Source organism: Pannonibacter anstelovis, assembly GCF_036881715.1.
GTDB classification, from domain to species: domain Bacteria; phylum Pseudomonadota; class Alphaproteobacteria; order Rhizobiales; family Stappiaceae; genus Pannonibacter; species Pannonibacter anstelovis.
Genome location: NZ_JBAKBF010000012.1, coordinates 96,961 through 110,647 on the forward strand (window position 1 = coordinate 96,961; position 13,687 = coordinate 110,647).

At 61.2% G+C, this 13,687-nt stretch carries 8 protein-coding genes; 3 read left to right on the top strand and 5 right to left on the bottom strand.

From position 1 onward, the window contains the following. Positions 1–176: 176 nt before the first annotated feature. From rpoD to V6L75_RS17295, 3 genes are all read right to left on the bottom strand, one after another. Positions 177–2,186 carry an RNA polymerase sigma factor RpoD gene (gene rpoD / locus V6L75_RS17285; RefSeq protein WP_334252725.1) on the bottom strand — a complete coding sequence of 670 codons (2,010 nt, stop codon included), beginning with the start codon at positions 2,184–2,186 and terminating at the stop codon, positions 177–179. A 471-nt stretch (positions 2,187–2,657) separates the two neighbouring features. After that, positions 2,658–4,685, bottom strand: a complete 2,028-nt coding sequence (dnaG, locus tag V6L75_RS17290; RefSeq protein ID WP_334252726.1) for a DNA primase — start codon at positions 4,683–4,685, stop codon at positions 2,658–2,660. 200 nt (positions 4,686–4,885) lie between these two features. Further along, complete coding sequence (locus tag V6L75_RS17295) at positions 4,886–5,353, bottom strand: GatB/YqeY domain-containing protein (protein ID WP_334252727.1); 468 nt, start codon at positions 5,351–5,353, stop codon at positions 4,886–4,888. Positions 5,354–5,607: 254 nt separating this feature from the next. On the opposite strand from V6L75_RS17295, the gene carA reads away from it, so the two are divergent. Beyond that, on the top strand, positions 5,608–6,801 hold the full coding sequence (gene carA / locus V6L75_RS17300; protein WP_334252728.1) for a glutamine-hydrolyzing carbamoyl-phosphate synthase small subunit: 1,194 nt from the start codon (positions 5,608–5,610) through the stop codon (positions 6,799–6,801). Between the two features lie 172 nt (positions 6,802–6,973). On the opposite strand, the gene V6L75_RS17305 is transcribed toward carA, so the two are convergent. Next, a complete protein-coding gene (locus V6L75_RS17305) occupies positions 6,974–7,417 on the bottom strand; it encodes a MerR family transcriptional regulator (RefSeq protein WP_334252729.1) in 444 nt (147 codons plus the stop codon). A gap of 815 nt (positions 7,418–8,232) precedes the next feature. Continuing rightward, the gene (locus tag V6L75_RS17310; RefSeq protein WP_334252730.1) at positions 8,233–9,279 is read right to left on the bottom strand and encodes a helix-turn-helix domain-containing protein; all 1,047 of its coding nucleotides are present in this window, start codon (positions 9,277–9,279) and stop codon (positions 8,233–8,235) included. Between the two features lie 419 nt (positions 9,280–9,698). Between V6L75_RS17310 and V6L75_RS17315 the strand changes: the two genes are divergently transcribed. After that, positions 9,699–9,989 (top strand): helix-turn-helix domain-containing protein, encoded by a 291-nt coding sequence (locus tag V6L75_RS17315; RefSeq protein WP_334252731.1) that lies wholly within the window; start codon positions 9,699–9,701, stop codon positions 9,987–9,989. Between the two features lie 128 nt (positions 9,990–10,117). Further along, positions 10,118–13,480, top strand: a complete 3,363-nt coding sequence (gene carB / locus V6L75_RS17320; protein ID WP_334252732.1) for a carbamoyl-phosphate synthase large subunit — start codon at positions 10,118–10,120, stop codon at positions 13,478–13,480. The last annotated feature ends 207 nt before the right edge of the window (positions 13,481–13,687 follow it).

Below are 13,687 nucleotides of genomic sequence, written 5' to 3' on the forward strand. Positions count from 1 at the left end.
CTGGTTTTTCCGAAGAGCAAACAACAGACACCCCGGCTCACCGGTCCCGGCTCGCGCTGCGCTTGGCCGGGATGATGATGGATAGGGGAGATAGCGGGGAGAGAAGATGGGCTGAAAAAATGAGGCCGGAGCGTCGCCGCTCCGGCCTTTTGTGAATGCGCTGAACCGCCGTTTCCTCAGCTGTCGAGGAAGGAGCGGAGCTTGCGGCTGCGGCTCGGGTGCTTGAGCTTGCGCAGGGCCTTGGCTTCGATCTGGCGGATACGTTCACGCGTCACCGAGAACTGCTGACCCACTTCTTCCAGAGTGTGATCGGTGTTCATGCCGATGCCGAAGCGCATGCGCAGCACGCGCTCTTCACGCGGGGTGAGCGAGGCGAGCACGCGGGTCGTGGTTTCGCGCAGGTTCGACTGGATCGCCGCATCGATGGGCAGAACCGCGTTCTTGTCCTCGATGAAGTCGCCGAGGTGGGAATCCTCCTCGTCGCCGATCGGGGTTTCCAGCGAGATCGGCTCCTTGGCGATCTTCAGGACCTTGCGGACCTTTTCCAGCGGCATCTGCAGCTTTTCGGCCAGCTCTTCCGGGGTCGGCTCGCGGCCGATCTCGTGCAGCATCTGGCGCGAGGTGCGCACGATCTTGTTGATCGTCTCGATCATGTGCACCGGGATGCGGATGGTGCGGGCCTGGTCGGCGATCGAGCGGGTGATCGCCTGCCGGATCCACCAAGTCGCATAGGTGGAGAACTTGTAGCCGCGACGGTACTCGAACTTGTCCACCGCCTTCATCAGGCCGATGTTGCCTTCCTGGATCAGGTCGAGGAACTGCAGGCCGCGGTTGGTGTATTTCTTGGCGATGGAGATCACGAGGCGCAGGTTGGCCTCCACCATCTCCTTCTTGGCGATGCGTGCCTCACGCTCGCCCTTCTGCACCATGGACACGATCTTGCGGAACTCGGTGATTTCGAGACCCGTTTCCGTCGCCAGCGTCTGGATCTCCTGACGCAGCTCGCGGATCATGTCCTTTTCCTTGGCGACGAAGTTCTTCCAGCCGCGCGTGGCAAGGTTGGCCACCTTGCGCAGCCAGTTCGGGTCGAGTTCGGCGCCCTGATACTGCTTGAGGAAGTCCGTCCGGTCCACGCCATGGCTGTCGGCAAGGCGCAGCAGGCGGCCTTCATAGCCCATCAGGCGCTTGTTGATGTCATAGAGCTGCTCGACCAGCGCATCGATGCGGTTCTGGTTGAGAGACAGGCTCTTCACATCGGCGACCAGCTCTTCCTGGATCTTCTTGTAGCGGCGCTCCTGGCTCGGCGACAGGGTCTTGTTGGAGAGCTTGTTCTCCACCAGCTGATCCTGCAGGCGGCGCAGCTTCTTGTAGCTGTCTGCGATGCTGTCGAAGGTTTCCAGAACCTTCGGCTTCAGCTCGGCTTCCATTGCGGACAGGGAGACGTTGGACTCGAATTCGTCCTCTTCCTCCTCGCCTTCCTCGGGCAGGCCCTCGGGTGCGCCGTCCTCACGCGGAGCACTTCCGGCAGCAGGGCTGCGCGGCTCGCCGTCCACTTCCTCTTCCTCTTCGCCCTCACCGGCCACCGGGCCGCCACGGGCGTCAGGTCCAGCATAGGTCGCTTCAAGGTCGATGATGTCGCGCAGCAGAACCTTGCCTTCGTTCAGCTCGTCGCGCCAGATGATGATGGCCTGGAAGGTCAGCGGGCTTTCGCAAAGCCCGGCGATCATGGCCTCGCGGCCAGCCTCAATGCGCTTGGCGATGGCGATTTCGCCCTCACGGGAGAGAAGCTCCACGGAGCCCATCTCGCGCAGGTACATGCGCACGGGATCGTCGGTGCGGTCGGTCGGCTCGCGGCCGGAGCTGGCCTTGGCAAGCGCCGTCGGGCTGGCAACGGCGATTTCGCCGCCCTCTTCCGCGTCGTCAGCCTGCGCTTCTTCGACTTCGTCGCTGTCGATCACGTTGATGCCCATGTCCGAAAGCATGGCCATCGTGTCTTCGATCTGCTCGGAAGACACGTGCTCGGAGGGCATCACCTCATTCAGCTCGTCATAGGTCACATAGCCGCGCTTCTTGGCGGCCTTGATCATTCGCTTGACGGCAGCATCAGAAAGATCGAGCAGCGGGCCATCCTGACCTTCTGCTGCCGCTTCCTGGGTTTCTTCCGTCTGCGTCGCTTTCGCTACCATATTCTGCTCCAGAACCGCCGCATGTCTGCGGCGCCGTGCCCGGCTGTTCGCCCACATCCGAACCATCAGACTGCCTTCCGGCGCGCGGGTGAACGCGCAGCTCTCGAAGACCTTGCGATGATTCGGCTTTTAAATCGGTGTCCCTTAAGTCCTACTTAACCGTACCGGAAAGCCCTGCAGCCGCAGGGTGGAAACCGGACGAGTGACGCCACACCGCCCCGGCAAATGCCAGACCGGCAGACAATTCCTCAGGATATGCAGCGCGACTGAATGTTCCGCTCGTGGCCCTTGCCATCATGAACGCTGTGGGCTGCCTGAATTCCCCTATTTAGCTCGACGCCACCGATTCGCAAGTGTGATTCGCGAATCGTCAATGTGATTCGCGAAATAGCCACAGTCAGAACGCAGTCTGGACCGTGAATGCCGCCCATTGCCGGGTTCAACGGCCCATCCCGAGGACCTGCCTCGCGGTTAATGTGGGGACGAGGCCGCCTGATTGCCATGGCCGGGCACCATGGACGGGCCTGCATGGCGCAGTTTTTTCGCCCGTTCGGCCAATTCACCCTCTTCACGGGCACATTCCTCGCGGCGGCGGGAAAGATCCTGCGTCAGCCCACGGATGCGGTTCCAGGCCAGTTCGTCAAAGGCCTGCTCGGCAGCAGCCAGCTCCTGCTTCAGCTCCTGCTCCAGCGCCATGAGCTCAATCTGGTCAAGGAAATGCAGGAAGGCCGCCTCAATGAAATCTTCCGGCGGCGTCGCCTTCAGCAAGGGGAAGCGCTGATAAAGCCCGGAAAAATCGCCGTGCTTCTGCGCGGCGCCCTCGTCTGCCGTCATCACTTCATGCAGGATCTTGTAGAAGCTGTCATCGACACCTTCTGCAAGCTGCGCGGCCGTCAGGCTGTTGAAGTCCCGCGCTACACGGCAAAGCGCATTGCGGAAACCTGCATGCAGCGGATCGGCAAAGGGCAGGCTGGCGACGCGCTCGATATGCTTGTCGAGCAGGTCGGGGAACTTCACGCACATGCCGCAGACCAGCCGCTCGGTGCCGAACAATGGCCCCTGCGGCGCAGTTATGGCCTCCCCTCCCGGCCCGCGTGTCAGAAGCTGCAGGGATGCGGCTGCGTCGCCTGGGCGCCCGCGTCCGCGGTCGCCGCCCTGCCCCCAGCCTTGTCTCTGGCCCTGCCCCTGCGCAGCGCTGCGCTGGCGGCGGGAATGCTCGTAGAACAGGTTCGACAGGCGCAGGCGGAAGTCCAGCTGGTAGCGCTTGCGCACCCGCTCGTCGGCGATGGTGCCGATCAGGTCCTCGAAGCGCTTTTCAAGCGCAGCCTTGCGCTCGGGCGTATCCAGATTGGCGGCGCTGATCTCCCGCTCCCATACGGCCTCGAACAGGGGCTGCGCCTTGGCCGCCTCCTCATGGAACCCGGCAATCCCGCGGGCCTTGATCAGATCGTCCGGATCCTGCCCATCCGGCAGAAAGCAGAACTGGAAGGAATGGCCGCTGCGCAGCACCGGCAGGATCCGGTCGATCGCCCGGTGCGCCGCAGAAATACCCGCCGCATCGCCGTCGAAACACACGACAGGCTCTGCCGCCAGCTTCCACAGCCGCAGCACCTGATCTTCGGTGAAAGCCGTGCCAAGCGTCGCCACCACATGGCGCAAGCCCGCCTGCCACAGGGCGATGGCATCGAGATAGCCTTCCACGACAAAGGCCTGCCCGCTCTTGAACGCAGGCTCGCGCGCCCGGTGGGCGTTGAAGAGCATGACGCCCTTGTGGAAGAGCGGCGTTTCCGGAGAGTTGAGGTATTTAGGCTGGCCCTCGGGGTCGAGCGTGCGCCCGCCAAAGGCAACGACCCGGCCGCGCTCGTCGTGAATGGGGATCATCAGCCGCCCGCGGAACCGGTCATAGGAGGGGCGGCCATCGTCCGGCTTGATCACCAGACCGGCCTCCACCATCACCGGCTCCTCGACGCCCTTCTCCGCCAGATAGCGTTTCAGGCTGTCACGGGTATCGGGCGCGAAGCCGAAGCGGAACTCGTTCAGGGTCTCGGCACTCAGCTGGCGGCGCTGCACATAGGCGCGGGCCGTCTGGCCGCGCGGGCCGCCGAACTCCATCTGGAAGAACTGCGCCGCCATCTCGCAGACCTCGGCAAGGCCTGCCTTCTTGCGCTCCTGCCGGGCAATCTTTGGATCAGCAACGGGAAGCACAACGCCGGCCTGCTCCGCAAGCCGCTCCACCGCTTCGGGAAAACTCAGGCCCTCGGTGTCCGTCAGGAAGCGGAAGTGATCGCCCGAAGCGCCGCAGCCGAAACACTTGTAGCGCCCGCGCCGGTCATCCACGTGGAAACTGGGGGATTTTTCCTGATGGAAGGGGCAGCAGGCCCAGAAGTCTCCCCTCCCCGGCTGCGTCTTGCGCCGGTCCCAGCTCACGCGCCGGCCCACGATGTCCGAAAGGCTCAGCCGTGCCTTGATCTCGTCCAGTAGCCGGTTGTCGAAACGCATGAAACCTGTCCGGAAGCCGGGAATGGCCCGCAGGGCCGGAGGCATCCGGCCATGGCGGCAAGTGGATTACATTAGCCTTGAGTGCCCCTGTGAGGGAAGCAATGACTTAAGGCGCAAGGGAGCCGCCTGCAAGTGAATCCCTGCAAACCGGGTCGAGCGGCACTGCCGCCTCCAACCGGAAAGATCTGAGCCTGCGCCCCTCAGCTGCCCTCAGGCCGGGTGCGCAGCAGATCCTTCACGAGGCACGAGGCCTGCACGAAATCCATCTGCCCTGGATAGCGCTCCTTGAGCGAGTTCATGCAGCGGCCGATGTCGCGCAGACCCTGCGCATCGATATCGGCAATGGTCTCGGCACAGATGCGGCGCATTTCATCCTCGCCCATCTGCCGGGGCAGAAACTCGCGGATGATCTGGCTTTCTTCCTCTTCCTGAACCGCCAGTTCCACCTGTCCGGCCTCTTCATAGGCCAGACGGGAATCCTCGCGCTGCGCCAGCATGCGCTTGAGGAACTGATGCACCTCTTCGTCGGTGATTCCATCGCGGCCGCTGTCCCGGGCAGCGGCCTCACGGTCCTTGATGGCAGTCAGAATGAGGCGCAGGGTGGCAGCGCGGCGTTTGTCGCCGGCCTCAAGCGCATCCTTCAAGGACGCACTGATGTCATCGCGCATGTCTTGCCCCTAAATAACCACGAATATGACCGCTGAAAGACGCCCTCTTACCCGGCCATTTGCCCACATGCAATGTACCAAGCGAACAAGCCCTTGATTCAAGGACTTTTTATTCCCGAACACCAATATTGACCTGCCGGGACGCTTCCCCTACATTCCCGCGCTTGAAGCACGGGGCTAGCGCCTGGCTCGGGTTCGGCATATCCGGGCGTTCGGTGCCCATGATGTCATCAACAACACCGAGATTGCAAGACATGACGACCGCGACTGCAGACGCGTGGGCCATACCGCCTGCCACCGCACTTCTGGTGCTGTCCGATGGCACCGTGATCGAGGGCCAGGGCCTTGGGGCCGAAGGTGAGGCTGTTGCAGAAGTCTGCTTCAACACCGCCATCACCGGCTATCAGGAAATCCTGACCGACCCTTCCTACGCCGGCCAGATCGTGACCTTCACCTTCCCGCATGTGGGCAACGTGGGGGCGAACGAGGACGACATCGAGACGCTGAGCATGGCGTCCGCCTCCGGCGTGCGCGGCACAGTGCTGAAGGCCGATGTCACCTCGCCCTCCAACTACCGCGCCGCCCGCCGCTTTGACGAGTGGCTGAAGGCACGCGGCATCATCGGCATCAGCGGCATCGACACCCGCGCCCTGACCGCCCGCATCCGTGACCTGGGCGTGCCGAACGCAGTGATCGCCCACAATCCGGAAGGCAAGTTCGACATCGAGGCCCTGAAGGCCAAGGCCGCCGCATGGCCGGGACTGGAAGGGATGGACCTTGCCAAGGACGTGACCAGCGGCCAGAGCCAGGGCTGGACGCAGACCCCCTGGGTCTGGGATGAAGGCTACGGCGAGCAGCAGAACAAGGAATTCAACGTCGTCGCCATCGACTACGGCGTGAAGCGCAACATCCTGCGCCTGCTGGCCGATGCCGGCTGCAAGGTAACCGTCGTTCCGGCCGAAACGCCGGCAGACGAGATCCTCGCCATGAGCCCGGATGGGGTCTTCCTGTCCAACGGCCCCGGAGATCCGGCCGCCACCGGCACCTATTCCGTCGCCACCATTCAGGCGCTGGTGGACAAGGGCCTGCCGGTCTTCGGCATCTGCCTTGGCCACCAGATGCTGGCGCTGGCGCTCGGCGGCAAGACCATGAAGATGCACCAGGGCCATCATGGCGCGAACCATCCGGTCTTCGACCACACCACGGGCAAGGTTGAAATCACCTCGATGAACCATGGCTTTGCCGTGGACAAGGAAAGCCTGCCGGAAAACGTTGAAGAGACCCACGTCTCCCTGTTCGACGGCACCAACTGCGGCATCCGCCTCAAGGGCAAGCCCGTGTTCTCGGTGCAGTATCACCCGGAAGCTTCCCCCGGCCCGCGTGACAGCCACTACCTGTTCCAGCGCTTCACCGAGGTGATGCGCGAGGCAAAGCAGGCAAGCGCCTGATACGCGGACAGAACGGCATTCCAAGACAATGAAAAGCCCCGGCAAGCTGCGCTTCCGGGGCTTTTTTCTCACGGCGCCTCGCTGAATCCCGAAGCAAGGAACACCAAAAAAGAAACAGAGCCCGGCCTGCCGCCCGGGCTCTGTCATCAATCAATTCCCGAAAGTCTGCAGCTCAGGAGACGGCAATCAGCCGGTCGAGGGACTGCATCACATGATCCACTTCCGCAACCTGCTCCTGCAGCAGCGCATGCTGCTCACGCAGCATCTCCTGCTGGCCGGCACAGATGCCGCGAAGCTCTTCCAGCTGGCTGCGGCGGGGTGTGCTGCTCTCAACAAGCTTCAGAACGCGGCGAATCTCGGTCAAGGTCAGACCGATCTTCTTGGCCTGAAGAATGACCCGCATCCGGCCGACATCGCGGGCGGAATAGAACCGGCGTGCGCCTTTGCGCACCGGATTGATGAGGCCCTTTTCCTCGTAGAAACGCAGGGTCCTGAGCGTTACGCCGAAATTCTCCGACATCTCGGAGATCGAGAGGAGTTTCGGCTCGCTGCCATCATCCACAACCGGACCTGCAATATCCGGAATGACGACCATATTGGGTGCTAAGCTGTTCATCGTTTTCTAGCCTGGTGGTTGAACAGGGCGCGACAAATGAATGCGTCAGCGCAGATCCCGGCCACCTCCCACCTTGGAAACCAGGATCTTTGAAAACGCTTTCCGCATTTCGCGCCGCCGGGAAGCTCTTTGCAAGCCTCCCCAAGCACAGCGCTCATTTACGTCACAAGTACTAATATGCCACCCATTTCACGTATATTCCTTCTCATAAGGCGCCAATTTTTGATCAACCAGCACTTAAATTTGACCAAAAGGAACTGAACTCGACGATAAAAAAGATGAAAGAACGGATAAATACTTTTACAAACACCAAAGAAGCAAAGAAAATATGAAAAGAAATTCAAACATAAACATGATTTACGAATTATCGATATAACGAAACACAGATTACATTAAAAATTCATAAGAAACACGAACCATCAATAATCAAATCAATTCGCAGTCACATTGCCATAAGTATCTAATTCTTAAGACTGATAAGCTGAAAAATCTTGCAGGAGAAATTCATATATTAAACAAGATTATATAGGAAAAATACGAAAAGCTTGGGCAGACCGGACCGGTGAAAAGATGTCCTCACCCCCACGCAGAAATGGACAAGCTGTGTAACAAAGCCAATTTGATTCGATACTTTCCTGAACCTGAATGTTCAGAAGAACAGCAAACTGAGCGTGTATCTACCTCTGAGGAATACACGCTTGCTCTGGAATGCCTCACAGGCCCAGCCTAGCATGCATCATTGCACGTCCTTGGAAGAGGCTGGGCAGCACCAGCTCCGCTCAAACACGGCAGCAGCAGGCGCTAATCTTGAACTCTCAGCGGCGCGCCTCAGTCCTGCGCCATTCGCTTGGTGTCACACCAAACCAGCGTTTGGCTGCACGAGTGAAGTTCCCAACAGCCGAGAACCCAAGACGGAACGAAACCTCGGAAATAGGCAATCCGGTTGTGCGCAGCAGATCGGCCGCAATCCCCCGGCGGACTTCGTCGTGCAGTTCGTGGAAGGTCACCCCCTGCTCACTCAGCCTGCGCTGCAGCACCCGGCCACTGACGCCAACTGCACGGGCAACACTTTCAAGAGAAAGGTCTTTCTCTCCGACACGCCGGGCGATTTCCTCACTGACCAGCGCGGTAATACCCGACAACCGCCCGCGATCCGCAAGCCGCCGCATCGCCAACTCCACCAAGGCCTCAAAAAGAACCGGATATGCTCCCGGCAACGGCTTGTCCGCCAGTTCGGCAGGCAGGCTGATCGCAGAGTGATCCTGGCCGAACAGCACATTAGGCCCGAAGCATTGCCTGTGGAGCCGTGTGTCCTCTGGTTTTTCCCGTTCCAGACGCACCGCAATATTCTTGAAGCAATCAGGACCCGCCGCCTGGGAAAGGAACATACATGCCAGCACCGCAATGCAATCGTTGAGCTGATCCCGCAGCACCACCCGCGGAACATGGCGCCAGCTAAGCTCAAGCCGGCCTGAAACCTGCCGGACCTCACAGGCTTCCAGGTCAACGATCGACGCATGAGCCTCCTCAAGCACCTCAAAGAGATGACGCAGTGTCGGCGCATAGGGCAAGGCGAGCACAAGTGCATGCGTCGGAACCACCGGCTCCATGACGGACGATCTCAAGCCGATCAACGGATCATCCAGCAGCTTTCCCGCCTGTTGCAGCAGGCAGGCAACATCGTTCATCGGAAGATAGCGGTCGTAACGTCCATTGACGGGTGGCAGCATGACACCGGCCTTGCGCGCTGCCTCTTCAATCGCAAGGCCATTGCGTTCCAGGTGCCGCGCAAGCGGCTCGATAATCTGCCCGGCAACCTCTGCCACTCCGGATGAAGAGCCCAACTTTTCCTCGCTCCGCATGTCTATACATTTCAGAAGTGAAACCCGGACCAGATCAATGAAATCTCAGCAGGAATCTCTCCCAGAAGGGCCTCTGTATAATCACCAACGTGCCAGGACGAGAACCTAGAAAACAAGATATCTCGCTGGGTCATATATTAACCTTATCAATTCGAAAGGATTTTCTTCATGATTTGTTTCAATTGTATTTTACCTTCTGGCAACCATAGCTGATACAGGTGAGACGCAATCATAAAGCGCACGTGAAGGCCTATATGCCCGCAAAAGATGCAACAACGAAAGGACGGCCAGCTTTTCACACGGTCCACTCCTCCTGCGAGCGGCAGAAATCTGCCCGGCAAACGCATTGGGCGTCTTCCTTGGACGCAACAAGTGCGCTATCCGCCTGACAGATAAAAAGCATTCACAGGATAGCAGCGATGAGCGGCAAGAAGACGGCAGGCATGACACCTGAGCAGTTCCGCGACTGGCGGCGCTCGCTCGGCCTCAAGCAAAAGGATGCCGCAGAGCGTCTGGGCCTGAAAAAGCGGATGATCCAGTATTATGAGAAGGGGAACCGAGACGGGCGGCCGGTCGAAATCCCCAAATACGTCCGCCTCGCCTGCTACGCACGGCAGGCTGGAATCGGCGATTTTGACGGGCAGAACACCCGCACGGCGCCCCCTCTTCCCGCACCGGAAGAAGGCGGAAACGCAAAAGCGCTCGATTGACGGCGATCCGGGGTTTCATCCTTCGCCTTTATTGCCTATAAGGCGCGCTCAGCCACCAGTGTCATTCCTCAAGGACGAGCCCAGGCGCACGCGCGACAGAGCGCGGCGGCGGGCCGATGCGAGCCACGATGCCCAAACGCACAGACATTTCCTCTATCCTGATCATTGGCGCAGGCCCGATTGTTATCGGTCAGGCCTGTGAATTCGATTATTCGGGCACGCAAGCCTGCAAGGCCTTGCGCGAGGAAGGGTATCGAATCATCCTCGTGAACTCCAATCCGGCGACGATTATGACCGACCCGGATCTGGCAGACGCGACCTACATCGAGCCCATCACCCCGGAAGTCGTTGCCCGCATCATCGAGAAGGAGCGCCCGGACGCGCTGCTCCCGACCATGGGCGGCCAGACCGCACTCAACTGCGCGCTGGACCTTGAGCGCGAAGGCGTGCTGGAAAAGTTCGGTGTGGAGATGATCGGCGCCCGCGCCGATGTGATCGAGAAGGCCGAAGACCGCGAGAAGTTCCGCGCCGCGATGGATGCCATCGGGCTTGAGAACCCGCGCGCCTCGATTGCCTCTTCGCCTGCTATCCGCGATGCCAACGGCAAGATCACCGGCTATGACCGCAACGCCGGCTTCATGGAAGCCATGAAGGCGCTGGACGAAATCGGCCTGCCCGCCATCATCCGCCCGGCATTCACCCTTGGCGGCACCGGCGGCGGCGTGGCCTATAACCGTGAGGAATTCGAGACGATCGCCCGCTCGGGCATCGACGCCTCTCCGGTTGGCCAGATCCTCATCGACGAAAGCCTGTTGGGCTGGAAAGAATATGAGATGGAAGTGGTCCGCGACAAGGCGGACAACTGCATCATCATCTGCTCCATCGAGAATATCGACCCGATGGGTGTGCACACGGGTGACTCGATCACCGTCGCGCCGGCGCTGACGCTGACCGACAAGGAATACCAGATCATGCGCGACGCCTCGATTGCGGTGCTGCGCGAGATCGGCGTTGAGACCGGCGGCTCCAACGTGCAGTTCGCCGTGAACCCGCAGAACGGCCGCCTCGTCGTCATCGAGATGAACCCGCGCGTGTCGCGCTCTTCGGCTCTGGCCTCCAAGGCCACCGGCTTCCCGATTGCCAAGATCGCGGCCAAGCTCGCCGTCGGCTACACGCTGGATGAGCTGGAGAACGACATCACGGGCGGCGCCACCCCGGCCTCGTTCGAGCCGTCCATCGACTACATCGTCACCAAGATCCCGCGCTTTGCCTTCGAGAAGTTCCCGGGCTCCGATCCCGTGCTGACCACGGCGATGAAGTCCGTGGGCGAAGTCATGGCCATCGGCCGCACCTTCCCGGAAAGCCTGCAGAAGGCCCTGCGCGGCCTTGAGACTGGTCTGACCGGCCTTGACGAGGTGGAGATCCCCGGCCTTGGCCAGGGCGACGACAAGAACGCCATCCGCGCCGCCATCTCGACGCCGACGCCGACGCGCCTGCTCAACGTGGCGCAGGCCATCCGCCTCGGCACGCCGCTGGACCAGATCTACAGCATCTGCGGCATCGATCCCTGGTTCCTGGAGCAGCTCTCCGGCATCATCGCCATGGAAGAGAAGGTCCGCGCCAACGGCCTGCCGGACAATGCGGTGATGCTGCGCAAGCTGAAGGGCATGGGCTTCTCCGACGCCCGCCTTGCTTCGCTGACCGGCAAGGACGAAGCCGATGTCGCCAGGCTGCGTGCGGACCTTGATGTCCATCCGGTGTTCAAGCGCATCGACACCTGCGCCGCCGAATTCGCTTCGCCCACCGCCTATATGTATTCCACCTACGAGACGCCCTTTGCCGGTCAGCTCGCCAACGAGGCCCGCCCTTCGGACAAGAAGAAGGTGGTCATCCTCGGCGGCGGGCCGAACCGCATCGGCCAGGGCATCGAGTTCGACTATTGCTGCTGCCATGCGGCCTTTGCGCTGCAGGAAGCGGGCTATGAGACCATCATGGTCAACTGCAACCCGGAGACCGTGTCCACCGACTACGACACCTCTGACCGGCTCTATTTCGAGCCGCTGACGGCAGAAGACGTGCTGGAGATCATCCGCACCGAGCAGGAAAACGGCACGCTGCACGGCGTCATCGTCCAGTTCGGCGGCCAGACCCCGCTGAAGCTGGCGCAGGCGCTCGTCAAGGCCAATGTGCCGATCCTCGGCACCTCGCCGGACATGATCGACCTGGCCGAAGACCGCGACCGCTTCCAGCGCCTGCTGACCAAGATCGGCCTTAAGCAGCCGCAGAACGGCATCGCCTATTCCGTCGAGCAGGGCCGCCTCATCGCCAGCCAGCTTGGCCTGCCGCTGGTGGTGCGCCCGTCCTACGTGCTGGGCGGCCGTGCGATGCAGATCATCCGCGACGAAGAGTCGCTGAACTCCTACCTGCTCGGCACCCTGCCGGAGCTGGTGCCGGGTGAAATCCGCGCCAAGTACCCGAACGACAAGACCGGCCAGATCAACACCCTGCTCGGCACCAACCCGCTGCTGTTCGACCGCTATCTTGATGGCGCCATCGAGGTGGATGTGGATGCCCTGTCGGATGGCAAGGACGTGTTCGTCTGCGGCATCATGGAGCATATCGAGGAAGCCGGCATTCACTCCGGCGACAGCGCCTGCTCGCTGCCGCCCTACACGCTCTCTGCCGAAATGATCGCGGAGCTGAAGCGCCAGACCGTTGCCCTGGCCAAGTCGCTCGAAGTCGGCGGCCTGATGAACGTGCAATATGCCATCCGCGACGGCCAGATCTATGTGCTCGAAGTCAACCCGCGCGCCTCGCGCACGGTGCCCTTCGTCGCCAAGACCATCGGCGTGCCGGTGGCCAAGATCGCAAGCCGCGTCATGGCCGGTGAAAGCCTGGCCTCGTTCAACCTCAGCGAAAAGCCGCTGAAGCACGTGGCCGTCAAGGAAGCCGTGTTCCCCTTCGCCCGTTTCCCGGGTGTGGACACCATCCTTGGTCCGGAAATGCGCTCCACCGGCGAAGTCATGGGCCTTGATGCCAACTTCGGCACCGCCTTCGCCAAGTCGCAGATCGGCGGCGGCACGGGCGTGCCCGTGGGCGGCACGGTGTTCGTCTCCGTGCGCGACCAGGACAAGGCAGGCGTGCTGGACGCGGTGAAGCGCCTGGCTGCCAACGGCTTCCGCATCATCGCCACCAGCGGCACCCAGCGTTACCTTGAGGAGCATGGCGTCACCTGCGCCAAGATCAACAAGGTTTCCGAAGGCCGCCCGCATATCGTGGACGTGATCAAGAACGGCGAGGTCCAGCTGGTGATCAACACCACGGACGGCATGCAGGCCATGTCGGACAGCCGCTCCATGCGCCGCGCTGCCCTCTTGCAGAAGGTGCCCTATTACACGACGCTGGCCGGCGCCGTGGCCGCTTCCAAGGGCATCGAAGCCTACAAGAGCGGGGGGCTTGAAGTCAGGCCCTTGCAGTCCTACTTCGCCTAGAGCATAGTCTCGTGCGGGCCCTCGTGGCCCGCACGATCAGAATGCGATCTTAGCATTAAATCTGAAGCGGTTTTCTCTTGGCCGGATCATGAACCCGGGCGGAGGACGCTCCAGAACTGTATCATCCGCACTCCGGCCAGACGATGAAACGTCCGGCTGGATTGTGTTTTTTTGACGTTTCGTCCGCGCAAGCGGACCACTTAACCA